Source organism: Ignatzschineria sp. PL_is040, assembly GCF_055813795.1.
The window spans coordinates 25,676-50,427 of record NZ_JBVPGU010000007.1 but is presented as its reverse complement, the minus strand read 5'-3'; the positions used below and the strand labels follow the sequence as shown (position 1 = coordinate 50,427).

The following is a 24,752-nucleotide window of genomic DNA, read 5'->3' as shown; positions in this document are numbered from 1 at the left end:
ATAATGGATGACTTAAGCATGGGTAGTCAATTAGGGGATCAGAGGTGGATCTTCCACTTTTACGATATCGAAGCGATCCGCTAATGTTTCAAGACATTTCGACAATGTGCCATGCATTGCCGTTTCTAGCGTAGGTTCAATTTCTAGTAGTGGTAGCAGCACAAAGGCGCGTTCATGCATAAAGGGGTGGGGAATGGTTAAACGCTCGATATCGATTTTTTGATCATTGTAGAGCAGAAGATCAATATCGAGTGTTCTCGGTCCCCAATGAATCGTTCGTTCTCTTTGATGAGAGGCTTCAATACGTTGCATAGATTCGAGTAATTGAAGGGGCGAGAGGGGTGTGGCTATCTTGAGTGCGGCATTGATAAAATTGGGCTGTTTAGGGCCGATAGGCGGTGTTTCATAGAGGGAAGAGCTCGCTAATAGTGTGATTTGTGGACTATTTTGAATCTCATTGATTGCACTTTTCACCTGTAAAAGGGGATTATTGAGGTTAGAACCTAATGAGAGATATACGATATTCATACTGTCTTTTAAACCTGTTTTAAAAATAATTAAAATATATATCTTGCATTTAGGGGAATTTACGCTTAATGTTAGAGTCTGTCTACAAATAAGAATTTGAGACAGTATTCTATTTTTAAATATGATCGTTGATCATATAAGTTTTATTTTTGAGGTTTTTTATGCGTATTGGAACTGTTAAATGGTTCAATGAATCCAAGGGATTCGGTTTTATCACTCCTGATGATGGTGGTGCAGATGTATTTGTACACTTCTCTACAATCCAAGGGGATGGCTTTCGTACTTTAGCGGAAGGTCAAAAAGTTGAATTTGAAGCAAAAGAGAGTGATCGTGGTCTTCAAACAACAGTTTGTAAACCTGCTTAATTCTATTTAAGTAATGAGAGTCGGCGTTTAGTTGTTCCATTGAATTGTTAGTTAGCATTGCATTAATTAGTAACCTCTAGAACACACAAAAACCGGACACAAAAAAAGCCTCTAAGTTACTTAGAGGCTTTTTCATTTTTCTGCTACGTTCGTTTCTCTTAATCATTTTTGATTCAGGGAGCTATTTTCTCTATTGATAATAACTATTACTAATAACTATTGTTATAAGTACCGCTATAAGAGTAAGAGCTTGTTATAAGCTTTATCGTGTCGAATAAGAGGGGCAGAGCGGTAGTGTTAACGTTGATATAATCATAAAGATTCTAGATCATAGACTTAATGATTCTAGATCTAGAAATAGAAAAGAGATAGAAATAAAAAAGAGATTAACTTTCAATAGTTAATCTCTTTTTTTAGGTTCTCTATAAGATTTTATATAATCTTATAAAATTGAAATTCTAAAATTTCAATTTTCAGTCTTGAGAGATATTCACATATTACATATTGGAGATCATGATATCGCCAAATTCGCTCGTAGAGACCTGTGTTGCATCTTTCATCATATTGGCAAAGTCAGCAGTTACCTTTTTCGATGAGATAGCACCATTGAGCGCTTTAATCACAAGATCAGCGGCTTCAGTCCAACCTAAGTGACGTAACATCATCTCTGCAGATAAAATGAGTGATCCTGGGTTGACAATATTTTTACCTGCGATATCAGGTGCTGTACCATGTGTTGCCTCAAAGATTGCAATTGAGTCAGAAAGGTTTGCTCCTGGCGCAATACCAATTCCCCCTACCTGTGCCGCTAGGGCATCTGAGATATAGTCACCATTGAGGTTTAATGTGGCTACAACGCTATATTTTTCAGGTTCGAAAAGGATTCTTTGTAAGAATGCGTCGGCAATACTATCCTTGATAGTGATCATATTCCCAGTTTTTGGGTTTTTAAATTCACACCATGGACCATTACCGATCAATGTTGCCCCAAACTCTTCACGAGCAAGCTCATAACCCCAATCACGGAATCCACCTTCGGTAAACTTCATGATATTGCCTTTATGAACTAAGGTAACATTCGGTTTATCATTGTCGATAGCATATTGGATCGCTTTACGAACGAGACGTTTAGTTCCCTCTTCAGAGACCGGTTTGATACCAATGCCAGAAGTTTCTGGGAAACGGATCTTATTAACATGCATCTCATTTTGTAAAAAGTCGATCACTTTTTTAGCTTCAGGAGAACCTGCTTCCCATTCAATACCGGCATAGATATCTTCTGAGTTTTCACGGAAGATGACCATATCGACCTTTTCAGGTTCTTTAACAGGTGAAGGAACACCATTGAAGTATTGAACTGGACGCATACAGAGATAGAGATCGAGTGTTTGACGCATTGTCACGTTAAGTGAGCGAATACCGCCACCAACAGGTGTTGTTAATGGACCTTTAATAGAGACAATAAACTCTTTAAGAGCATCTAAAGTCTCTTGCGGTAACCACTCATCTTTGCCATAAACTTTAGTGGACTTTTCGCCGGCATAGACTTCCATCCAAGAGATTTTACGCGCACCGTTGTAAGCTTTCTCAACAGCGGCATTGATCACTTTCTGCATTACAGGCGTGATTTCTGCACCTACCTCATCTCCTTCAATGAAAGGGATAATAGGTTGATTAGGAACATTGAGTGAAAAATCTTTGTTAAGGGTGATTTTTTCTCCCTCAGGGACTTTGATATGTTGATAACTCATAAAACCTCCAAAATAAATAAAAATTAAACAAAATTGAATCTCAATAGAAAATTAACTCTGCGAGATAATGCGCTTCGGCCCAATCGATGTTGGGGTATTGGGCGCACCAATCCCTAAAAATTGGTTATCGTCACTATAAAGGCGATATAAGTTATGATCGAGTTTACCCTCAATTCGTATCCTTTGTCCATGAAGAATGCGTCTAGCCTCCTCTTGTGTAAAGATTAAGAGTGGTAGATCTGTTACGGCACTATCCATTGGGAGGAGTAGCGCATCTAATGCTGTATAGGGATTCTCTCTTTCAGCAAGGGCTTCGAGTTCATCTAGTGTGATTAATTTCTCTATCCCGTAAGGCTCTATTGTGATACGTCGAAGCATCGTTAAATGGCCAAGAGTCCCTAACTTTTCAGCAATATCTTCCGCTAAGACACGAACATAAGTTCCCTTTGAGCAGGTTACCGTTGCGGTGAAGCTCAAAGGGGATAATTGATCGAGGGTTAATTTTGAGATGGTGATTTGTCGAGGTTTTCTTTCAACTTCAATCCCCTCTCGTGCAAGCTCATAGAGCCGCTTTCCTTGGTGGTGTAGTGCTGAAACCATAGGAGGAACTTGCGATATCTCTCCTAAAAATTGTGACAAAGCCACGTTTAAAGCCTCTTCTGTTAGTGTTGTGGGAATCGGCTTGGTTTCAATAATCTCACCTTCTGCATCACCTGTACTACTCTTTTCTCCAAGCTTACAGGTAAATTGGTATTGTTTATAATTATCGAGCAGAATGCCGGCAAATTTTGTTGCTTCCCCAAAACAGATGGGGAGCATTCCTGTTGCCATAGGATCGAGTGTGCCACTATGACCTGCTTTATCAGCATGATAGAGGCGCTTTACTCGCTGTAATGCTTGGTTACTTGTTAAACCTTTCGGTTTATCTAAAAGCAAAATGCCGTCAAGTTGACGGCGTTTATGTTTAATCTTCTGAGTCATCTTTACGGCTCTCTTCAGCTTTCATCTCATCAGAACGGATCGCTTCTGTAATTAAAGAGGTGATCGCATTACTCTTTTCAAGAAGGTCATCGTAGACAAAATGGAAACGGGGAATCGTTCGAAGACGAAGAATTTTTCCTAATTGACGACGAAACTCAGGAGCATACTCATGGAGTAGCGCGATAATCTCTTTACGCTCCTCATCAGGACCTAAGTAGGTGATATAGACTTTCGCTTGAGAAAAATCTCGCACGGTATCGACCTGAGTTACTGAGACCATTAGCGCCCGAGAGTCACTAACATCTTTACGTATGAGAAGTGAGAGCTCCTGACGGAGCTGCTCATTAATACGTTTTAAACGGGAATTTTTGCTATCCATTTTATAACTTTCGCTCTACTTCCACTGTTTCAAAGACTTCAATTTGGTCACCTGTGCGAACATCATTATAGTTTTTCACACCGATACCACACTCAATGCCCGCCCGAACTTCATTCACATCATCTTTAAAGCGACGGAGTGATTCAAGTTCCCCTTCATAGATCACAATGTTATCACGAAGGACACGAATAGGATTATTTCGTTTAATAATACCTTCCGTTACCATACAGCCGGCAATAGCCCCAATTTTGGGAGATTTAAAGACATCACGAACTTCCGCAATACCGATAATCTCTTCTTTAAACTGTGGAGCAAGTTTACCAATTAAGGCTTTCTTCACCTCATCAATAACATCATAAATGACGCTATAGTAGTAGAGCGATAAACCTTCATCCTCAATAATCTTACGTGCCGTATTATCTGCGCGAACGTTAAATCCAACCACTAAGGCATCAGATGAGACAGCAAGGTTTGCATCAGATTCGGTGATACCACCTACGCCACTTGCAATGACTTTAACTGTTACTTCATCATTTGAAAGCTCTTCAAGGGCATTCACAAGCGCTTCAACAGAACCTTGAACATCTGCTTTAAGGACAATGTTGAGTTGTTTATTCTCATCAGAACCCATTGAGCTAAAGAGATTCTCAAGTTTTGATTTATGCTGTCTTGCCAATTTAACTTCGCGATATTTACCTTGACGGAAGAGAGCGATCTCACGCGCTTTACGCTCATCAGGAACGACCATGACTTCATCCCCGGCATTAGGAACACCTGAAAGACCAATGACCTCTACTGGAATTGAAGGTGACGCGCTCTCAACTTGTTTACCATTTTCATCAATTAATGCGCGCACACGGCCATACTCATAACCTGCTAGGAGAATATCCCCTTTCTTGAGGCAACCTGATTGAACGAGAATAGAAGCAACAGGACCACGGCCACGATCAAGTTTTGATTCAATTACAGATCCTCTCGCAGGACCTTCTGAGATTGCGGTTAATTCTAAAACTTCTGCTTGAACTAAGATTTGATCGAGAAGATGATCAATTCCTTCTCCTGTCTTTGAGGAGACAAAAGCAAAGAGGTTATCTCCACCCCACTCTTCAGGAACGATCTCATATTGTGTCAATTCAGACATGATACGATCTTTATCAGCGGTTGGTTTATCTACTTTAGTGACAGCAACAATAACAGGAGTATCAGATGCTTTTGCATGCTGAATTCCTTCAATTGTTTGAGGCATAATGCCATCATCTGCAGCAATGACAAGAACCACAATATCGGTCACTTTTGCCCCGCGAGCACGCATTGCAGCAAAGGCACTGTGTCCTGGTGTATCGAGGAAGGTAATGACCCCTTTGTCTGTTTTAACATGGTAAGCACCGATATGTTGGGTAATTCCACCCGCTTCACCACTTGCGACATGCTCTTTACGAATATAGTCAAGTAGTGATGTTTTACCATGGTCAACGTGCCCCATAATCGTTACAACAGGTGGGCGCGGCTTGATAAGATCAACATCACCTTGTTCAATCGATGCGATCAACTCCTCTTCAAGAGGATTTTCACTGACAAACTTGTAAGTGTGCCCCATCTCTTCGACGATAATTGCTGCCGTTTCACGATCGAGTAGCTGGTTGATTGTCACCATTGAACCTAAGTTCATTAAGGCTTTAATCACTTCTGCTGCTTTCACTGACATTTTATGAGCAAGATCCGCAACACTGATCGTTTCACCTAATTCCACTTCGATCTGTTTTGTCGCAGTTGGTAATTGGAAACCATGTTGCTGTTGTGGCTGATTACGTCTTGTTTGTCGGCGACTACGCTTGTTCTCTCGCTTCAAGGAGATCTCAGCACGATCATCATCGTCATTACGACCACGACGTTTCGATCCCGCTTTACGCGTCTTTTTATTGTCTACTTTATCGCTGTCTAGTTTTGCAGAGCGTTTTACCGGCTTGATTAAGATCTCTTCTTCATCTTTTTCAATAACTTCGGCAACGGGCACTTCTTCAACTTTCTCTTCCTCTTCTTGAGTTTGGAATTGGATCTCTACTTTTGATACCGGTTTTTCAGAAGCAGACGCCATACGATTAAGGCGTGCAATCTCTTCTTGTTGCGCCTTTTCACGTTGCTCTTTTTTAGCTCTTTCAGCTTCTCGTTTCTCTTCTAATTCTCTTTCAGCGCGTTCTTTTGCTGCATTTTGACGTTCAAGCTGATGTTGCTCAGCTTCTTGTCTTTTTGCTTCTTGTTCCGCTTTTCGTTTCGCTTCCATCTCAGCCTTATCAGCGGTTGTTGAGGTTTCAACAACTTTTTTTGTTTCGTTTTTAGATTTAGTTTCTGTTGTGTCTACCGGAAGTACTTCAGGTTTTGTTGCTTGTTCAGCTACACTTTCCACTTTTTTAGCAGCCTCATCAACTGCAACTGAAGTAATGTTTTCTTCAGGTAATACAGCATTATTAGCATCTTTTTGCTTCACATAAGTACGACGACGGCGAACTTCTACAGGAACAGTTCTTGCACGACCAGGTGCAGTTTCAACTTTTAATTCTGTATGGGTTTTTCGTTTAATCGTAATTTTTGAAGGGCTTTTTGTTTTATCTTTTTCACTCATTCTCAATCTTCCAAGTAGACACTCTATGTCTATTTTAAAATGTTTAACTATTCATATTATTCAAACCAACTCTGTCTTGCTGCCATAATATATTTGCTTGCATCATCCTCATCGATACTGGTTAATTCACATAACTCATCTGTTGATAGTTCAGCTAAGTCATCGAGTGTACGGATACCATTTTTTGCAAGCGTGATTGCAAGTAACTCATTATCTTCAAGTACGGCAATGAGCTCTGGGGTTGGTGCTGATTCCCCTAAGTTTTGAAGAAGTTCTTTCTTATTGTTGAGAGCTTCAAGGGCAGCATCACGAAGTGCTTCGACAATCTCTTCATCAAACTCTTCAATCTCAATCATCTCCAGTACAGGGACATAAGCCACCTCTTCAATAGTGGAGAAGCCTTCACGCATTAAGATTTCAGCAACTTCTTCATCGACATTAAGGGCATCCATAAAGAGATCTAAGATACGTTCAGACTCTTTCTCATATTTTTGTTGGGCTTCTTCATTACCCATCACATTGAGTTCCCAGCCGGTTAGTTTTGAGGCTAAACGAACATTTTGTCCACCACGACCAATTGCTTGAGATAGCTTATCTTGGCTCACAGCAATATCCATCATATGACGATCTTCATCAACCACAACAGACATCACTTCAGCAGGAGACATCGCATTAATGACAAATTGCACAGGATTTTCATCCCAGAGCACGATATCAACGCGCTCGCCAGCTAACTCTTTTGTAATATTTTGTACACGAGAACCTCTCATACCGACACAAGCACCAACGGGGTCAATTCTTTGATCATGTGTCTTTACCGCAATTTTAGCACGACTTCCGGGATCACGGCTAGCAGCGATAATTTCGATAGAACCCTGGTTAATTTCAGGAACCTCAATCTCAAAGAGTGCTTTAATAAGATCATCACTTCTTCTTGAGAGAATAATTTGTGGTCCTCTTGGATTATCCATGCTGATCTCTTCTAAGACAGCACGAACTTGATTCCCAATACGGAGGGACTCTCTAGGAATCATATTCTCTTTTGGTAAGAATGCCTCATCATTATCGCCAATATCAACATAGAAGTTGCCGCGATCAATGCGTTTGATGGTGCCACGAATTAACTCACCAACACGGTTTTCATAGCGACGCGCCATCTGCATTCTTTCAGCTTCGCGAATTTTTTGAAAAATAATCTGTTTTGCTGTTTGTGCACCGATGCGAGCAAAGGGGATATTCTCAATCTCCTCTTCGATAAAGTCACCAATTGCAATTTCAGGATCATCAATTTGAGCCGCGGAGAGTGTGATTTGACGAGTCGGCACTTGCTCTTCTTGTGGCAAGTGATCATCAACAACCATCCAGCGGCGGAATGTACGGTATGAACCATCGGTTCTATCAATTTCGATACGAAGATCGACATCAATGTTGTAAGTTCTGCGTGCAGCTGCTGCAAGGGCATGCTCTAATGCTGTAAAAATCTCATCACGAGAGATGCCTTTTTCATTAGAGACGGTTTCTGCAACGAGCATGATTTCTTTATTATTCATTTGAGAACTCTCTTTAATATTTAAAAATCGATCACAAGTTGTGCTCGGTCAATGTTGGATAAAGGAACTGATATCGGTTCATCGGAGAACTGATCATTCTCTAATTTGACGACGATGCTTAAGTCACTCTCTGTTACATCCACAACCTTTCCTTGAAAGCGACGACGGTTATCGATCGCTGAACGTAGTTGGAATGCAATTAATTGATCTTTATAAGCTGCAAATTGTTCCGGCGTAAAGAAGTAACGATCTAAGCCGGGGGAGGAGACTTCTAAGGTGTAAGCCATCGTAATGGGATCGTGGACATCTAAAAGTCCAGCGACTTGATTGCTCACAATCTCACAATCTTCAATGCCAATGCCATCTTCTTTGTCGATATAGATGCGCAAAATAGCATTCTTTGAATTTGGGTGAAATTCAATTCCCCATAGTTGATACCCTAACGCCTCTATAGAAGGTGATAAGAGTTCTGACAGGTTATAAGGATCTTTACGCATATAGAGTGATTTCCATAAAAAAATTTAAATATGCAAAAAGCCCGTTTAAAAACGGGCTTTTATTATTATTTGGTTGCGGGGGCCGGATTTGAACCAACGACCTTCGGGTTATGAGCCCGACGAGCTACCAGACTGCTCCACCCCGCGTCAATGAAGAGACTATTATAGATGAACTTTTCATAAAAGCAATAGGTTTTATGAAATAATTTATAAAGACCTCTCTACTATCTACTTCCTATTCTCTCTATCTTTACTCTTTAGTTTATATCATGATTCGTAGAGCAGGACTTTTAGGGAGTAATCATAATTAGTTATTTGTAAGCTAATAAACAAATAAGTTATTTATAAGCCATTGAGTGTGGGTATTGAGTATGTTCATTGAGAAGTCGGAGTCTACTTTTGATGAAGAGGAACTCTTTTTAGCGATAAAAATCACGATTATGGTTAATTAATAGGGGGATAATGCTCAATTAGAGCAGAAGAGTATGGAAAAAGTGTGTAGAATGATTCTCATATTTTGAATGACTATTCAATAGAAAGGGAATTATGCCAGCAGGATTTTTAATGGGCATTGCGATCTGTTTTGAGGTTTTAGGAACAGTCTGCATGAAACTATCAGATGGATTTAATGAGATATTGCCCTCTCTACTTATGTTGTTTTTTTATGGTTTAGGGTTTATGGCTTTTGTCGCCTGTATTGCACGGATACAGATATCGATTGCCTATGCCCTATGGACAGCCATAGGAATGGTTGCAATCTCTGTGATCGATATTCTGTTTTTTAATGCGCACCTATCAGGGATGAAAATTGTAGCGTTTGTGTTAATCGGTTTAGGTGTTGCGGGGCTCTCCCTTGAACCCCAACCTAAAAAGGTGAAGCATGGGTGAAATTTTAAATTTTTTAGGTACCATTAATGCATGGGTATTACTTGTTTTTGCAATTTTTTGTAGTGCTTTTGCCACAACGAGTTTAAAGTTTTTAGGCGGCGGATCACCTAAAATTGTATTGCTTGGCGTTATTGTTGGTTACTCTCTCTTCCTCTTTATTATTACGCTCGTTATGCAGCGGATCGATATGAGTATCGGTTATGCCGTTTGGGCAGGTCTGTCAACAGTGTTGATGACACTCTCTGGGGCAGTCTTCTTTAAAGAGCATTTAAGTATTCAAAAAGTTATAAGTTTAACGCTAGTGGTGCTAGGAGTTATTCTATTAAATCTCTCTGATACAACTTTTTAAATAAGGCTTTACAGTAGGACAGTTTAAGAAGATATATATCATAGGATATATATCTTCTATTAGCAGATCTTACTGAATAGATATGTGAAATATTTTACTATATTTTTAATAAATTTATATATATTTCAATATTTATTTTTCAAGTATCTTTTGTGGAGAGTGATAATCATTGAGGAGAGAGTAGGGTAAAAGAGTCAGGTAAATAGAGGGATAAGAGATATATTTATCCATTATCGGCTGATTATTATCAAGCATTATATTTATCTCTTATTGTCTTTTTTATTACTTTTTTCATTATTAAAATTGCAATGAGATTAATATTCTCTATAATTTTCCTCAATTTTTAGAGAGATGGGATTATAGGTCGTAGTAGAGATTGTTTAACAAATAGATATCATCAAATAATTTATACTCATGCTATTTATAATAGGTCTATAATTGAGGTTTAATTTTTAAGAGCTCTTTTTATTGCTAGCTTAAGTTAAGCGTAAAAAGGGTATTAACATTAGTTGGTTTGAGGTAAAAGGGATGCTAAAAAAGATTAAAGTTGCATGTGGAAACTGTAGTTTACAGCAGCTCTGTCTTCCTGTAGGGCTCGAAAATAGTGAGTTTGTAAAGCTTGAAAAGATTGTGCAGAGAGGAAAACCGTTATCACGCGGTAAGCATATCTATTATCCAGGAGATCAATTTACCTCTCTCTATGCAGTCCGTTCAGGAGCTGTTAAGACCTATAAGGTGGCCAATGATGGTTCTGAGTATGTGACGAGCTTCTATCTTCCCGGAGAGATTATCGGTTTAGATGCTTTAAGCTCAGGAGTACATGCTTGTGGTGCAAAGACATTAGAGACAACAAGTCTTTGTGAAATTCCTTATAGTCAATTAGATACTATTGCTGTCACAATCCCTAATATTTCGAGACAACTGTTGAAGATAATGAGTCATGAGATTAAGTGTGATGGACAGATGATGACGATGATCGGCTCTCAGCCTGCTAAATCACGATTAATCGCGCTCTTTTTAAGTCTTTCCGCTCGATTGAAGCGTCGTGGCTACTCTGAGACTGAGTTTTCGTTAAGTATGTCGCGAGCTGATATTGGGAGTTATCTCGGTTTGGCTGTTGAAACGGTGAGTCGTCTCCTTAAAAAGCTCCAAGATCAAAATCTGATTGAGGTTAACCATCGTCAGATTAAATTATTAGATATCGATACATTAAGAGAGATGGTGAATTTAGATATTCAGTAAGAGCTCTACTTTAAAAGAGAATAGAAAAAGAGAAAAGAGAGTACAGAAGCACTGTTTTGATTCACTATATCGATCTACCCCTTAAACCTCTTTATAAACATGATAAAAAGAGTTACCGCTAAGAGAGCGATAACTCTTTTTATTTATCTGTTATTTCTACTGTTTTACTATACCACTATCCTAATATCTTAGGATTATTGCTTATTGCTGTTATTGTGTTTTTGTTTTTCTATTTGAAAATACACACGTCTAGAGATCTCTATAACAGATTAACCCACCACGCTTGGCAAATTGAGGAGTTCAGGAAAACTGCCTACAAAAATAATGACCGCAGCGAAGAGCAGGGCGAGAATTAATGAGATATTTCCTCCTTTTACGCGTTTCCCATCAGGGTATTTTTTTCGTGCTTTATAGACTAAAAGAACGGGTAAGATGACGCCGATAAAGGCAAAGATAACGCCGGCAAAAGCAAATGCACTTAAGAAGATAGTCGGGTAGGTAAACCCGACAATAATCGGGGGGATAAAGGTAATTGCTCCGACCATTAGATTACTTTTGCTAAGGTTGAAGTGAGCGAGAAGATCTTTTACTGCATTAGAGAGCCCTAGTGAGACGCCAATATAGGACGTTGTCAGCGCTAGGACTGAAAATACGCGAACAATTTCACTAATTGTTTTACTGCCTGTGGTGATTTCAAAGGCTGTAATTAAGCCGTTGAGGCTTGGATCTTTGTTGAGTATCGCGACAAGATCTTCCTGTTTGAGAACGCCATGAGTGGCCATCTGCCAAATAATATAGATAAGAAAGATACCTGTTGATCCTAAAATGGCGGCTAATTTAAGTTTTTGATGATCTCCCTGTAGATATTCATTAATTGTGGGTGTACAGATATGAAAACCAAAGGTCATAAAGAAGATGGGAAGTGCTGAGATCACTAAAAGATTGTTGGTGGGAGCATAATGCAAGTTACTAAAGGAGAACTTCCCAAAAAGAAGATAAAGCAGGACAATAAAGCTAATCACCTTCAAGGTGAAAAAGAGACGATTAGTCATATCGGAGAGTGCGATACCGATAGTAATAATCGTACCAAAGAGAATGGCAAAGAGTAGAGCCGCTATCTTTTGGGCTTTAACGGGATCTAGATTGAAGGATTTAGGAATTAAGTTAAAGAGAAGGTTACCGCTTCCTGTAATGTAAGCCGTCAGGACGGCATACATAAAGAAGAGGAGAATAAAGTTAACGACAAGGCGGCCTGTTATTCCAAAATATTGTTCTGTGATCGTTGCAATGCCGGCATCAATAGGGCTGTATTGATGAACTTCAGCGTAGAGAAGTGCGGTAAAGGTGAGGAGGATCCATAATGAGAAGAGCAGTATAAAGGTCATGCCAAATCCCATCTGTGCTGAAGTTAAAGGCATGGCTAACATTCCCGCACCTACCGCTGTCCCGGCAATAATTAAGGTGCTGCCAAATAGACGACTTTTCACGTTGATTGTCCTTTGATGAATAGAAAAGAGGGTGATAGGTTTTAAAAGCCCTACACGATCGTATGATGATAGTGGAGAATAAAAAAGATGTCTAAGCTCTTTTATAGAACCTTTTATCATTTGATCTTCTTAAGATGATATTGCTCAAAAGATCAGCATTTTTTTGAGTTTTAAAGGTTTTAAGATGGGGAGTGAAGGGGGAGATTGAGAGATAAGCCTTGAGTTATCGATACTATTCAGAGAGATTTTCAGAGAGATTTATAGGGGAATTTATCGGGAGAGGGAGAAAAAGTATAAAAAAATCGATAAGAGGGGTTGACGCTAATAAAAATAGCTTTATAATACTAACTCTTCTCAGGGTCATTAGCTCAGTGGTAGAGCAGTTGGCTTTTAACCAATTGGTCGAAGGTTCGAATCCCTCATGACCCACCAAATTTACCTGAAGAGAGTACTTGCAACGTTTTTCAGACTTCAGACTTCAGACTTGAGAGTTGACAAGTATACTAAATCGGTTATAATTATTTTCGATTTAGGGTCATTAGCTCAGTGGTAGAGCAGTTGGCTTTTAACCAATTGGTCGAAGGTTCGAATCCCTCATGACCCACCATCTATTAAAGCCTCCCAGAACTGGGAGGTTTTTTTATATCTGTTTAAATATGTTATCGATGATTTAAAATCGATCTGAAGGGGTCGATTTGAATCGACACTAATCGACACTAATCGACACCAATTGATATTAATCTGATATTAATCGATAGTGATCGCGATATTACTCATAGAGTAAGAGGCCTCAAAAAATGATGCGGTATTAAGCTACATCAGATACTCAAAGGGAAGAAAAGGATGGATCGAAAATTGGATCGAAAATTGGATCGAAAACAGATAGATCTTTTTTTACAGAGTGTTTTAGAGGGAAGATCTCGAGAGGTCTTGACGATCTATCTCGATTCAATCGATCTAGTGGCGGAACCATTATCGGTGGTGATCCCTGCTTTTCAAAAGGTCTATCCTCAAGCGCTTCTCTTCTCAGATGATATTTTGCTACAAGATCAGTATCAAGCTGTGCCTCTAAAGGCGACTCGGCACTTTCTAGGAGCAACAACAGAGGCGGTGTTGTTAGATATTCGAGAAGGTTTTCCTCTCGATTATTTTCTTTCGATTGCTGCAACTATTGGCGCGCATGGCACACTATTGTTATTAGCAACAGAGCCTTTAGGGAGGAAGGAGAGTCAACGTTTTCACGATGTGATGATACCGACTCCCTATTTCGATCATTACCTCTCACAGCAGTTAGTCAATTATGCATATCGTTATTGGCGAGGTGAATGGTTTGCGCCACAGTTAGGGGGAGATTCTTATCTCTTGGAAGAAATGGGGCATCATGATAAGAGATCTCTTCCGATGATAGAAACAAAAAAGCACTCCTCCTCTCTCGTTTTAACAGAAGCACAGAGAGCAATCTATAGCGATTTTCTTGCAGAAGCATCGGGAGTTTTTACCCTCTTTTCGCCAAGGGGAAGTGGAAAATCGGCATTAGGTGCAGCCTTGATCGCAAGTGATCCTGAAGCCTTTATCTTAACGGCACCGAATCAGTTAGCGATCGAGCAGTATCAATCATTGAATGATTACCAATTCCGAGCGCCTGATGCGCTCTTTTTAGGAATTAAAGAGGGAGAGGTTTGGGATCAAACCTTAATTATTGAAGAGGCCGCGAAAATGCCGCTCTCCCATCTTGAGCGCTTAGTTAAGCGATTTCGAAGGGTGTTGATGATCTCTTCGGTGGAAAATTATGAGGGGACAGGACAAGGATTACGAGAAAAACTCTATGATCTTGTCACGATTAAGAAGCAGTACCAGCTCCAGCAGATCCACCGTTTTGATCATCGGGATTCTTTAGCGCAGCTAGTTGATGCAATGCGGTTTACAAAGAGAAGTGATTACGATCTAAAAGATTCATTCCCCACTCCTAAAAAAGAGGATCTTCAAGAGGCGCTCAAGATAGAGCTCTATAATGATCAAAATATCAGATTGTTGCGAGAAGATCGGCAAAAGCTTGCTGCGCTCTATCACCTTCTTAATCAGACTCATTATCAAACAAATATTCAAGATTTAAGACGACTCTTTGATTCGCCTCATCAACTCTTCGTATTGGCGTTTTATCAATCTCAACTGATAGGGGCAACATGGGGCATTGTTGAGGGGGGATTATCGAAAGAGCTTGCTATAGCTCTGTTTCGGGGTGAGAGGCGCCCTCGTGGAAATCTAGTTCCCCAAATTTTAGCAGGGCAGAGTTATTTTCCTGAAGCTATGATTGCACGATCTGTACGGATTTCTCGTATCTCTGTAGTAGATTCTTTTCGGCGATTAGGCATTGGTGCGCGAATGATATCGGCAATTGAGAACGATTCTTCTCTTAATCTTGATTTTCTCTCAGTGAGTTTCGGTTTAACGGCAGATCTCTTCGCTTTTTGGCGTAGCTTAGATTTTCAGCCGGCGCATTTAGGTTTTCATCTTGATAAAACAACAGGGCTCTACTCTTTAGTTGTGTTAAAGCGGATTAATAGCCATAGCCATGAATGGATTGAAGAGAGTTACCGAAAATTTGCAGCAGATGCTGCACTTAACTATCAAAAGATGGAGTCGCGTCCTGAGATCGCTGCAATTTTAAAGCATTATGCACAAGAAGGGAGATTTGATGCGCGTGATGCTGCTGTTATAGAGGCGAATCGTAATTTTAGTCGAGCTGCCTATAGTGTGGAGAATGCGCTTTTTCGTGCTTTAAAAGATCAAGAGTGAGAGGATATTGATATCAAAATGAATGATTGTTATGCAGTTGTTGACAGGCTGAATCTTCATCTCTATAATCCTCAAATATAGTTTAGCCGGCGTAGCTCAGTTGGTAGAGCAACTGACTTGTAATCAGTAGGTCCCGCGTTCGATTCGTGGTGCCGGCACCAGTTAGAAAGCCCAGCAGTTTTATTGCTGGGCTTTTTGCATTCCTTCTCTTTTCTGCACTTAATTACATCTTATTACATCTTATTTTTTTGTTGGATTTTAGCTTAAGTACTATTGATTAAGAATTAAGAATTAAGAATTAAGAATTAAGAATTTAAGATCTCCTATTCTTTTCCTTTTCCTTTGGCTTTTACTTTTATGTTGTTAGATAGTGCTTGCGATGCAAAATATCTTCAATAAAAGTTTGACATCTTTGATGAAGAACTCTATAATTCCACTTCTTGATTAAATTTAAGAAGCCGGCGTAGCTCAGTTGGTAGAGCAACTGACTTGTAATCAGTAGGTCCCGCGTTCGATTCGTGGTGCCGGCACCAGATAGAGAGCCCAACAGTATAACTGTTGGGCTCTTCTTTTATCTATCTACTTTATCTATCTATTACAAATCACTATTTTGATAATCAGTCAGGATGTTGCAGCAGATACCCTTCATAGATATTTTTCCTTAATCTTCTAAAACATCAGGATTCATCTTTAGTACTAATGCCTTAATTTCTGGGCTAGGGTATTCTGCCCGATGCATTAAGAGGGAATAGAGCTCAGGATCTTGCATCTCAAGAAGTGATAGGTAGAGATCTTTTTCACTATCAGGTGCTTTTTCAAAGTGGTTTTCAAGATAACGATCACAAAGCGCATCGAGTTCACGCATACCACGACGAGAACGCCATTTTATTTTCCGAAGATCATATTTATTATCCATTACATTGGTCTCCCATTAATATAGAAAGCTAGATATTTAAAATTAAGTATTCATGTTTGAGTATTTAAAACTAATATTGATGACTCAAAGTGATTGGAAGAGCTAGATCGATTTGAAGATATTATCGCTCTTTTTATCATGCCACTATTATAGAGCGTTTAATGAGGCTGAGTTAATTCTCACCTTTTAATGACAGGTGATTGAGATATTAAGATATCTGTTAGAAATATTATTTTCCAAGTTATCTTCTCGTTATCTTCTTGTGATCCTCTCTCTTTTAGTCTGCTTCTATCCTACTAATTATTGCCTACTTTCGATATCTAATTTTTAAGAAGATGGGGGAAAGATTGATTTAAGTATTCGAAAAACTATCGAGCGCGTAAAGTGCTAGCGAGTTAAGAGCTAAAATATTTGATCGTGAAGTAGGGATGCAATCATCACATCTTAAAAATGGGAATAACTCCCATTTTTTAGGGCTTTATAGAATATACCGTAAAAAAAATGCGCAAATAGCTAGAGAATTTTGTTATGATCTATGCCTTGCTAAGAAGTTGATCGCAATTTGCTCTACGCTCTTTTGCTTGATTATGTTTCATATCTTAGCTAGTATTCTCCCCTTAATAAAATTAGTGACATGTGGTGAAGCTATGAATAAATGGTTTGAATTAACTCTAAAAGCTGATGCGCGCTTGACGGCGGAGGCGCTCGATGAAGCGCTCGTTGAGTCAGGGGCTGTTGCTGTCACCATGAAAGATGGTAGTGATGAGCCGATATTTGAACCGCTACCAGGTGAAACACCATTATGGAGTGAAACGTTAGTGACAGGGCTCTATGAAGTTCCCTGTGATGTTGAAGCGATTAAAGCATTCTTGATGAGTTACTTAGACCAGCCCTATCTTCCTATTGTGGAGACACATGAATTAGAGGATAAAGATTGGGTTAGAGCATGGCAAGATCACTATAAACCGATTAAATTTGGTGAGAATCTCTGGATCTGTCCAACTCATCTACCATCGCCGGAGCCAGAGGTTGCAACAGTTCGCTTAGATCCTGGGCTTGCTTTTGGGACGGGAACACATCCGACAACAGCACTCTGTTTAGAGTGGCTCTCTGATAATCGAGATCAGTTGATGGGTGCCACCATTATCGATTATGGGTGTGGTTCTGGTATTTTAGGGATTGCCGGCAAATTATTGGGAGCGAAGGAGTGTTACAGCACCGATATTGATAAGCAGGCGATCTATGCAACAGAACAGAATGCAGAGCGTAATAATGTTTCGATTTATGCCGCACTTCCAGAATCATTCTCTCCCCCTAAAGCAAAAGTGGTTCTCTCCAATATTCTTTCAGGTCCATTAGTAGAGCTCGCCCCTATTTTAGGGAATTTAGTTGAGCCAGGTGGCCATCTTGTGTTAGCGGGGCTCTTAGATCATGATGCAGAATTTGTTAAGAGTGCTTATCGGGATCAATTTGAGTTTCAAGAGAATAAAAGTTTAGACGGTTGGACAAGGCTCTACGGCATTAAGAGATCGTAATGAAAATAGGGAATTATCATATATCATCGCCCTATGTGCTTGCACCTATGGCGGGGGTAACGGATCTTCCTTTCCGTAAGATTTGTCGGCGTTTTGGTGCCGGTCTTGCGGTAAGCGAGATGGTGAATGCTAATCCTGAGCTATGGGAGACTGAAAAATCACAGTTACGCCTTATTTATGAAGGAGAGCTCTCTCCTGTCAGCGCCCAAATTGTGGGGTATGATCCTGAAATGATGGCGGCTGCCGCTCAATTTAGTGTTGAAAATGGCGCTGAGATTGTGGATATCAATATGGGTTGTCCGGCAAAAAAAGTCTGTAAAAAAGCGGCAGGTTCTGCGCTATTGCAGGATGAACCTTTAGTGGCAGAGATCTTAAGGTCGGTGGTTGCTGCCGTTGATGTTCCTGTGACATTGAAGATTCGAACAGGATGGGATCGAGAGAATAAGAATGCGGTCATGATTGCGAAGATGGCAGAAGAGATCGGTATTCAAGCTTTGGCGATTCATGGGCGAACACGTGAAGATCGTTTTTTGGGTGAAGCGGAATATGAAACGATTGCAAAGGTTAAAGAGGCGATCTCAATTCCGGTGATTGCAAATGGCGATATCGATTCACTAGAGAAAGCAGAGCAGGTCTTAAAGATGACGAAGGCGGATGCCATTATGGTAGGGCGGGGTGCTTTAGGTAATCCTTGGCTTTTTCGTTCTTTAATCGAGCGTCAACCCTATCTCCCCACCATAGAAGAGCGTTACCAAGTGATATTAGAACATATCTCTGCTTTGCACCATTTTTATGGCGCAGAGAAGGGAATTCGTGTTGCTCGAAAACATCTTCTTTGGTACCTCGGCGAGCGAGAGATTCCGAGTGAGTGGCGTAGTGCGATGTTGCGAGAGAAGATTCCGGAGAAGCAACTTGAATGGGTAGCAAGAATTTTTTTAGATCAAATATAGAGATGTAGGTTCTTAACAAATCAAAAATTAGTTAGGTCTGTTTTATAACGTAAATAGATATCTATCTCAAAATCTACCATTAAACATCTATTGTAGGTGAGATAGGTATTCTCTTTTTTTTTACTGAGTATTGTTGAGCTGTGGCTTGGTAATACTTCATTTACTTAATATATTAATTAGATAGATATTCTAGGAGTAGTAAGCATGATTTCTCGTGAGCGTCTTAAAGATCATATTCCATTGCGTGAGTCAGTAAAGGAAGCATTAGACGAAATTTCCAGTATGTTAGATGGAAAGTATCCTCCCAATCTTTACCGTTTAGTGATCAATGAGGTGGAGAGACCTCTATTTGAGAAGGTATTGGAGTATACCGATGGTAATCAATCAAAAGCATCGGAGATATTAGGAATTACGCGCTCAACTTTAAAGAAACGTTTAGATTATTTTGATATCGATCCAAGAGATCATAAGTCATAATCGTCAGTTATCAGATTGTAAGAGGGGAGTGGAAACTTGCTCTTAAGGTGTCAGATCAATAAGTCTGATGATAAATTCTTACGGTTAACTTATAATTAAGCTGATTTGTAATCAATCTATAATTAACTTTTGGTAATTGAGGAGAGCTGTGTGAAGAAAGCAAATGAGATACGCCGAGGCGATGTGATTCAATATAATAATCTCTATTACTTAGTGCGTGATGTGGAGAAATCTGCACCGACAGCAAGAGGTGGTAATACCACTTTTAGAATACAGATCTTCTCAATTCCCGATAATCATAAAGTCGATCTCTCTCTTCGTGCTGATGATGAGTTAGAGGATGTGCAATTAACAAAACGAGAGGCAACCTACTCCTATAAAGATGGTGATAATTTTGTCTTTATGGATAGTGAAGATTACAGTCAATATTATCTGAGCGAAAAGTTAGTAGGTGATGATGCTGGCTTTATTCTTGAAGGGATTGAAGGTTATTATGTCTCTTTAGTAGATGAAGCTCCTGTTGCGCTCTCTCTTCCTCAAACGGTGGTCCTAGAAGTGGTTGATACTGCACCTGAATTGAAAGGGGCGAGCGCGACAAAACGTAATAAGCCGGCAAAGCTCTCAACAGGCATCACAGTTTCAGTACCTGAATATATTGAAAATGGGACAAAAATTGTTGTCAATACCGATACAAGAGAGTATTCAAGTCGAGCAAATTAGCTTGATTAGATTTATTGGATTTAAATAGAGCTTTACTGAAGCTCAATAGAAGAGATGGTGTCATTGAATGATGACACCATTTTTTTTACTATTTAAAAAAATAATCTTAGAAAAAAGGTGATTTACTCTTGAAATCGTTTAAAAAGACGATATTAAGTTATAATAGGGCTCAATTTGTAATCGAGCAGATGTTGTAAAGACGTTACAAAAAACATTTGGTAGATGTTATCAGTACGTTATGAAGACGTTATAAATAGGTTATAAAGTAAGTTATAAAGTAAATTGTAAAGCTGTTTGCCGGTAGAGAGTTATTGTCGTGATAGGTTGTTGCGATTACTCTTATCTAAAAGTGATGTAAGCATATTTCTTTAGTGATCATTTCGCTAAGGGAGATCGTCCCTTCTATATAGGGTAGAGAAGAGTTGAGAACAGATGCTAGATGATTGTTCTCACTTGGAAAAATTTTTGATTTAGGAGTCAGTATGAAAAAATTAATGTTAGCGGGTGCATTAGCAGCTAGCCTCTTTTCAGGGGTTGTTATGGCAGAAGAAGCAGTAACAGCACCTCATCTCTATGTGGAAATGGATACAACTAAAGGAAACTTTGTCGTTGAGCTCGATCCTGAAAAAGCGCCTATTACCGTTGAAAATTTTAAAAATTATGTTGATGATGGCTATTATGATGGATTGATTTTCCATCGTGTCATCGATGGCTTTATGGTGCAAGGTGGCGGTCTTGATGCTGATATGAAACAGAAGAAGAGCGGGGCACCTATTAAGATCGAGTCTGATAATGGATTGAAGAATGAGCGTGGTACTATTGCAATGGCACGAACAATGGATCCTAACTCAGCGACAAGCCAATTCTTTATCAATACGCAGAATAATACTTTCTTAGATTATCCTGGTCAGGATGGTTATGGTTATACTGTATTTGGGAAGGTTGTTGAAGGGATGGATGTAATCGATAAGATTGAGAAGGTTAAAACAACTTCTAAAGCGGGACATCAAGATGTGCCGGTAGAGCCAGTCGTTATTGAAAGTGTTAAGTTTGTTGAAAAGCCGTAGTAGAAGTTTGTGGTGGATCGATTAGTAATAAGAGAGTCTAATAGACAAGTCGGTAGACAAATCGATAGAGAAATCAGTCAATTAATATACGAAATAACATATGAAGTAACATATGAAATAACTGCACCGCCACTTACTGGCTAAATTTAACAGCAACATTTAACAGCAGATAGATCGGCATAAATTGCCGATCGCTATTGAGGGAAAAAATGAAAAAGTTATGGATTGTATTAGGTGCTACGCTTCTTCTGGCTGCATGTAATGATAAAGAGGTTACTCCTGCAACTATTGATGAAAATAGTACCGTTGAGTTTGATAAAGAGCACTCAGCGCAAAGTGCATTAGATTATGCCGGAGTTTATAAGGGACAATATCCTTGTGCCGATTGTAGTGGCATCGATGTTGAGTTAACGCTAGAGTACAATGGTGGTTATGACCTTAAACAGACCTACCTCGATGTTAAAGGGAAAGATGAAACCTTTAATGAATCAGGGCGTTTCACGTGGAACAAAGCGGGCCAAGTGGTTACCTTAGAGGGGACAGATGGTGGTCCTGATGGGAAGCTGCGTTACTTTGTGGGTGAAAATATTCTCTTCCCTGCAGATAAAGAGGGGAAACGTATTGAGAATGAAGGGCCTTTTGATTACACGCTTCATAAAGTATTGCCGGAAGAGTAGTGTTACAATTAACGCTGGTTAAAATAAATTAAAAGTAACTTAACTAATAATTTTACTAATAAGTTTATTAGCGATCGCGATCGTTACAATAAGATCTATTAAAGAAGAGGTATTGAATAATGCTTAAGTTCCACACGACAATGGGTGATTTCACCATTCAATTAAATCATGAGAAAGCACCGGCTACGGCAGAAAACTTTCTCCAGTATGCGAAAGATGGTTACTTTAATGGTACGCTATTTCACCGCATTATCCCTGGGTTTATGGTTCAGGGGGGTGGTTTAGAGCCAGGAATGGTTGATAAACATAAAGGTCATCGCGAACCGATTCAAAATGAAGCGGATAATGGTCTTAAGAATGTACGCGGATCTGTTGCAATGGCGCGGACAATGGATCCCCATTCAGCAACATCACAATTCTTTATCAATCTAGTGGATAATAGTTTCCTCGATCATAAATCACAAACACCACAAGGTTGGGGTTATGCTGTTTTTGGTGAAGTTGTAGAAGGAATGGATGTGATCGATAAGATGGCGAAGGTAGAGACAACTTCTCGCCGCGGTCATGGTGATGTGCCGGTTGAAGATATTATTATCGAGAATGTTGAAGTTATCGGTGAGTAATGGTTGATGCAAGAGGATTCTATTTCACTCTTTATCAGTGATATCCATCTTAGTGAAAGTCGTAACGATCTCGTTACGGCTTTCTTCTATTTTATTGATAAAATCGCCCCTAGTGCTGATCAACTCTATATTTTGGGAGATCTGTTTGACTTTTGGGCGGGTGATGATATTGAGACACCTTTAACTCTATCGGTAGCGAAACATCTATCAGCCTTAGCAGATCGTGGAACCGAAATCACCTTTATTCCCGGCAATCGTGACTTTGCATTAGGTAGGCGTTATGCCAAAAGTGCAAAAATGGAGATCGCACCGAGTGAAATTATCTTAAAGCAGGAGGGAATTCTTCTGCTTCATGGTGATGAACTCTGTATCGATGATCACGCTTATCAGCGCTATAAACGTTGGATTCGAAATCCTCTGATTCTCACACTATTGCGTCATTTACCGAAGCGGTATCGGCTAGAGTTAGCGGCAAAAATAAAGAGGAAGAGTGGGCAGTCGACAGCGCGAAAGATTATGGATGTCAATGAGCACTACACGACACAATATTTTCATAAACGGGGGGTGAGCCAGATGATTCATGGTCATACACATCGCCCTGCAATTCATCACCATGGAAATGAGCAGTATCGTTATGTCCTAAGTGATTGGGATATTACGGGAGATTATCTTAAATTAGAAGAGGGCAAAATTACTCGACATCAATTTAAGATTGCCGATTTTCAGTCGTTATCGTGAAGGATCTCTTCTATCATTTCAATGGAAAATAGCGTAAGATATTGAGTGATTATATATCACTATATCTCCTTATAGGTCGCGATAGTGCGCTTTAATTCTCGGTTTAGTGTGGTATGTGAGGGAAGATATTTCCGATAGATCAGTTGAGGGGTTATATCTCTTGAGTCCAAGATAGACAGCGTATTATCACAACGTATTATCACTACATCAAACCGATCTTATAAGAGTATCAAGCACTATCAGAGACTATTAAGTAGTAGTCAACATTATTAAATAAGTACAATAATTAAAAAAAGAGTAACTATATGAATTCTATTATGCCTTTTATCCAACAAAATTGGATGTTTGTAGCGGCACTTGTTGTTGTGGTCATTCTCCTAATTGCGAATGAAATTAACTCAGCAAGAGGTAAGAGATATCGAATGAGCGTTACAGATGCATTACGGGAGTATAATGACGATAATGCCGTCTTTATCGATATTCGCTCGAAAAAAGATTATAAAAAATTGCATATTCCGAGTGCAGTCAATATCCCTGCAGCAGAACTTGAGAAGAAGCTTGAAAGCTTAGCTCAATTTGGGGATAAGAAGATTATTGTGTATAGCGATACAGACCCTCGAGCAAATGAAGCGTGTATTAAGTTGCGTAAAATGCATCCTGATGCGCCTTTAAATGTTTTAGTCGGTGGTATTGTAGGATGGCAAGAAGCAAATTTGCCTCTTTCTAAAGGTTAAAGGAGAAACAGATGAAAAAAGTAGAAGTCTATTTTAAAACAACTTGTGGCTACTGCCGTCGTGCATTTGAGATTCTTGCACGTCATGGTGTAGAGCCGGTAAAGATTGATGTTGATAGCGATCCAAAACTTTGGGAAGAGTGTCAAAAGCGTTCAGGTCGCAATACGGTTCCACAGATCTTTATTGGTGATTATCATGTAGGTGGTTGTGATGATTTAATGATGCTTGAGACAAGAGGTCAGTTAGATGACTATCTTTCAGGTAAGTTACCCCAGTAATTTATAGATTAAATAGATTAATCGCTTAATCGCTCTATTTTAAAGGTAAAGAGATGACTCAAGAGAAACAACCTACATTCGACATTGTGAGAATCTATACAAAAAATGTCTCATTAGAATCTCCTAATACGCCGGAAGTTTTTAAATTAAATGTTCAACCTGAAATTCAGATTCAGTTAGGTAATGATCATCGTGAAGTTGATCCTAATATCCATGAAGTTCTGCTTCGTGTAACCGTTACTGCAACTTACAAAGTGGAAGATGCAGAAGGTGATGAAGCGGAGACAAAGGTGATGTTCTTAGCTGAGGTAGAGCAAGCGGGTCTCTTCTTAATTGATGGTTTTGAAGAAGCACAGGAAGCGCACTTAAAAGGGGCTTACTGTCCTAATATTCTCTATCCTTATATTCGCCCTGCATTAGATCATTTAATTTCAGGCGCGGGTTTCCCTCCTGTTATGCTTTCACCCATTAACTTTGAAGCAGTCTATGCGGATCGATTAGCACAACAGGCTGAAGAAGCGGTAGAAGAGCAAGTTGATGCTTAAGTATTAAAGATCTAAATGATCAAAAACCCAAAATCATATGACTGATTTTGGGTTTTTTT

At 39.5% G+C, this 24,752-nt stretch carries 25 protein-coding genes and 5 tRNA genes; 20 read left to right on the top strand and 10 right to left on the bottom strand.

What is annotated here, in order from left to right; genetic code table 11:
* Positions 1 to 30: 30 nt before the first annotated feature.
* Positions 31 to 528: a 2-amino-4-hydroxy-6-hydroxymethyldihydropteridine diphosphokinase gene (gene folK / locus AC0SAP_RS08445; protein ID WP_473383854.1), complete on the bottom strand. Its 498-nt coding sequence runs from the start codon at positions 526 to 528 to the stop codon at positions 31 to 33.
* A gap of 161 nt (positions 529 to 689) precedes the next feature.
* Between folK and AC0SAP_RS08440 the strand changes: the two genes are divergently transcribed.
* A complete protein-coding gene (locus tag AC0SAP_RS08440) occupies positions 690 to 893 on the top strand; it encodes a cold-shock protein (protein WP_094568408.1) in 204 nt (67 codons plus the stop codon).
* A 497-nt stretch (positions 894 to 1,390) separates the two neighbouring features.
* Here the strand turns inward: AC0SAP_RS08440 and icd are convergent, their stop codons facing one another.
* From icd to AC0SAP_RS08405, 7 genes are all read right to left on the bottom strand, one after another.
* On the bottom strand, positions 1,391 to 2,644 hold the full coding sequence (icd, locus tag AC0SAP_RS08435; protein WP_473383853.1) for an NADP-dependent isocitrate dehydrogenase: 1,254 nt from the start codon (positions 2,642 to 2,644) through the stop codon (positions 1,391 to 1,393).
* Positions 2,645 to 2,695: 51 nt separating this feature from the next.
* Positions 2,696 to 3,625 (bottom strand): tRNA pseudouridine(55) synthase TruB, encoded by a 930-nt coding sequence (truB, locus tag AC0SAP_RS08430; RefSeq protein ID WP_473383852.1) that lies wholly within the window; start codon positions 3,623 to 3,625, stop codon positions 2,696 to 2,698.
* Entirely contained in the window at positions 3,609 to 4,004 is a 396-nt protein-coding gene (gene rbfA, locus AC0SAP_RS08425) for a 30S ribosome-binding factor RbfA (protein WP_094568411.1), read from the bottom strand. Before rbfA ends, truB begins: the two co-directional genes overlap by 17 nt.
* Before the next feature lies 1 nt (position 4,005).
* Complete coding sequence (gene infB / locus AC0SAP_RS08420; RefSeq protein ID WP_473383851.1) at positions 4,006 to 6,624, bottom strand: translation initiation factor IF-2; 2,619 nt, start codon at positions 6,622 to 6,624, stop codon at positions 4,006 to 4,008.
* 56 nt (positions 6,625 to 6,680) lie between these two features.
* Positions 6,681 to 8,174, bottom strand: a complete 1,494-nt coding sequence (nusA, locus tag AC0SAP_RS08415) for a transcription termination factor NusA (RefSeq protein WP_473383850.1) — start codon at positions 8,172 to 8,174, stop codon at positions 6,681 to 6,683.
* A gap of 20 nt (positions 8,175 to 8,194) precedes the next feature.
* On the bottom strand, positions 8,195 to 8,671 hold the full coding sequence (gene rimP / locus AC0SAP_RS08410; RefSeq protein WP_473383849.1) for a ribosome maturation factor RimP: 477 nt from the start codon (positions 8,669 to 8,671) through the stop codon (positions 8,195 to 8,197).
* 70 nt (positions 8,672 to 8,741) lie between these two features.
* Positions 8,742 to 8,818, bottom strand: a tRNA-Met gene (locus AC0SAP_RS08405).
* 399 nt (positions 8,819 to 9,217) lie between these two features.
* Between AC0SAP_RS08405 and AC0SAP_RS08400 the strand changes: the two genes are divergently transcribed.
* The 3 genes from AC0SAP_RS08400 to fnr all read left to right on the top strand — a co-directional run bounded on the left by AC0SAP_RS08400 (position 9,218) and on the right by fnr (position 11,150).
* On the top strand, positions 9,218 to 9,559 hold the full coding sequence (locus tag AC0SAP_RS08400) for a DMT family transporter (RefSeq protein WP_286482501.1): 342 nt from the start codon (positions 9,218 to 9,220) through the stop codon (positions 9,557 to 9,559).
* Entirely contained in the window at positions 9,552 to 9,908 is a 357-nt protein-coding gene (locus tag AC0SAP_RS08395; RefSeq protein WP_094568416.1) for a DMT family transporter, read from the top strand. Before AC0SAP_RS08400 ends, AC0SAP_RS08395 begins: the two co-directional genes overlap by 8 nt.
* 528 nt (positions 9,909 to 10,436) lie before the next feature.
* Positions 10,437 to 11,150, top strand: coding sequence for a fumarate/nitrate reduction transcriptional regulator Fnr (gene fnr / locus AC0SAP_RS08390; RefSeq protein WP_094568417.1), 714 nt, complete (start codon positions 10,437 to 10,439; stop codon positions 11,148 to 11,150).
* Between the two features lie 269 nt (positions 11,151 to 11,419).
* Here fnr and AC0SAP_RS08385 read toward each other — a convergent pair whose 3' ends face one another.
* Positions 11,420 to 12,637 carry an aromatic amino acid transport family protein gene (locus AC0SAP_RS08385; protein ID WP_286482428.1) on the bottom strand — a complete coding sequence of 406 codons (1,218 nt, stop codon included), beginning with the start codon at positions 12,635 to 12,637 and terminating at the stop codon, positions 11,420 to 11,422.
* 357 nt (positions 12,638 to 12,994) lie between these two features.
* Here AC0SAP_RS08385 and AC0SAP_RS08380 point away from each other — a divergent pair.
* The 5 genes from AC0SAP_RS08380 (at position 12,995) to AC0SAP_RS08360 (ending at position 15,966) form a co-directional block, all read left to right on the top strand.
* A tRNA-Lys gene (locus tag AC0SAP_RS08380) sits at positions 12,995 to 13,069 on the top strand.
* Positions 13,070 to 13,169: 100 nt separating this feature from the next.
* Positions 13,170 to 13,244 (top strand) — tRNA-Lys (locus tag AC0SAP_RS08375).
* A 236-nt stretch (positions 13,245 to 13,480) separates the two neighbouring features.
* Complete coding sequence (locus AC0SAP_RS08370; RefSeq protein WP_473383848.1) at positions 13,481 to 15,433, top strand: tRNA(Met) cytidine acetyltransferase TmcA domain-containing protein; 1,953 nt, start codon at positions 13,481 to 13,483, stop codon at positions 15,431 to 15,433.
* An 85-nt stretch (positions 15,434 to 15,518) separates the two neighbouring features.
* Positions 15,519 to 15,594: transfer RNA gene (locus AC0SAP_RS08365), tRNA-Thr, on the top strand.
* 296 nt (positions 15,595 to 15,890) lie between these two features.
* A tRNA-Thr gene (locus AC0SAP_RS08360) sits at positions 15,891 to 15,966 on the top strand.
* A 128-nt stretch (positions 15,967 to 16,094) separates the two neighbouring features.
* On the opposite strand, the gene AC0SAP_RS08355 is transcribed toward AC0SAP_RS08360, so the two are convergent.
* A complete protein-coding gene (locus AC0SAP_RS08355) occupies positions 16,095 to 16,349 on the bottom strand; it encodes an FAD assembly factor SdhE (protein ID WP_094568420.1) in 255 nt (84 codons plus the stop codon).
* 647 nt (positions 16,350 to 16,996) lie between these two features.
* Here AC0SAP_RS08355 and prmA point away from each other — a divergent pair.
* The 11 genes from prmA (at position 16,997) to secB (ending at position 24,693) form a co-directional block, all read left to right on the top strand.
* The gene (gene prmA, locus AC0SAP_RS08350; RefSeq protein WP_473383847.1) at positions 16,997 to 17,884 is read left to right on the top strand and encodes a 50S ribosomal protein L11 methyltransferase; all 888 of its coding nucleotides are present in this window, start codon (positions 16,997 to 16,999) and stop codon (positions 17,882 to 17,884) included.
* Positions 17,884 to 18,834 (top strand): tRNA dihydrouridine synthase DusB, encoded by a 951-nt coding sequence (gene dusB, locus AC0SAP_RS08345; protein ID WP_473383846.1) that lies wholly within the window; start codon positions 17,884 to 17,886, stop codon positions 18,832 to 18,834. The genes prmA and dusB overlap by 1 nt, the downstream gene beginning before the upstream one ends.
* A gap of 204 nt (positions 18,835 to 19,038) precedes the next feature.
* Positions 19,039 to 19,311, top strand: coding sequence for a helix-turn-helix domain-containing protein (locus AC0SAP_RS08340; RefSeq protein WP_094568422.1), 273 nt, complete (start codon positions 19,039 to 19,041; stop codon positions 19,309 to 19,311).
* Positions 19,312 to 19,461: 150 nt separating this feature from the next.
* Complete coding sequence (gene efpL / locus AC0SAP_RS08335) at positions 19,462 to 20,031, top strand: elongation factor P-like protein EfpL (protein ID WP_109236851.1); 570 nt, start codon at positions 19,462 to 19,464, stop codon at positions 20,029 to 20,031.
* Between the two features lie 482 nt (positions 20,032 to 20,513).
* Positions 20,514 to 21,098 (top strand): peptidylprolyl isomerase, encoded by a 585-nt coding sequence (locus AC0SAP_RS08330; RefSeq protein ID WP_109236850.1) that lies wholly within the window; start codon positions 20,514 to 20,516, stop codon positions 21,096 to 21,098.
* A gap of 209 nt (positions 21,099 to 21,307) precedes the next feature.
* Positions 21,308 to 21,775: a copper resistance protein NlpE gene (locus tag AC0SAP_RS08325; RefSeq protein WP_473383845.1), complete on the top strand. Its 468-nt coding sequence runs from the start codon at positions 21,308 to 21,310 to the stop codon at positions 21,773 to 21,775.
* Positions 21,776 to 21,894: 119 nt separating this feature from the next.
* Positions 21,895 to 22,398 carry a peptidylprolyl isomerase gene (locus AC0SAP_RS08320; protein ID WP_094568426.1) on the top strand — a complete coding sequence of 168 codons (504 nt, stop codon included), beginning with the start codon at positions 21,895 to 21,897 and terminating at the stop codon, positions 22,396 to 22,398.
* Positions 22,399 to 22,404: 6 nt separating this feature from the next.
* Positions 22,405 to 23,136: a UDP-2,3-diacylglucosamine diphosphatase gene (locus tag AC0SAP_RS08315; RefSeq protein WP_473383844.1), complete on the top strand. Its 732-nt coding sequence runs from the start codon at positions 22,405 to 22,407 to the stop codon at positions 23,134 to 23,136.
* A 305-nt stretch (positions 23,137 to 23,441) separates the two neighbouring features.
* The gene (locus AC0SAP_RS08310) at positions 23,442 to 23,870 is read left to right on the top strand and encodes a rhodanese-like domain-containing protein (protein WP_109236847.1); all 429 of its coding nucleotides are present in this window, start codon (positions 23,442 to 23,444) and stop codon (positions 23,868 to 23,870) included.
* A gap of 11 nt (positions 23,871 to 23,881) precedes the next feature.
* Positions 23,882 to 24,148: a glutaredoxin 3 gene (grxC, locus tag AC0SAP_RS08305; protein WP_094568429.1), complete on the top strand. Its 267-nt coding sequence runs from the start codon at positions 23,882 to 23,884 to the stop codon at positions 24,146 to 24,148.
* Between the two features lie 53 nt (positions 24,149 to 24,201).
* Complete coding sequence (gene secB / locus AC0SAP_RS08300) at positions 24,202 to 24,693, top strand: protein-export chaperone SecB (RefSeq protein ID WP_473383843.1); 492 nt, start codon at positions 24,202 to 24,204, stop codon at positions 24,691 to 24,693.
* Positions 24,694 to 24,752: the final 59 nt, after the last annotated feature.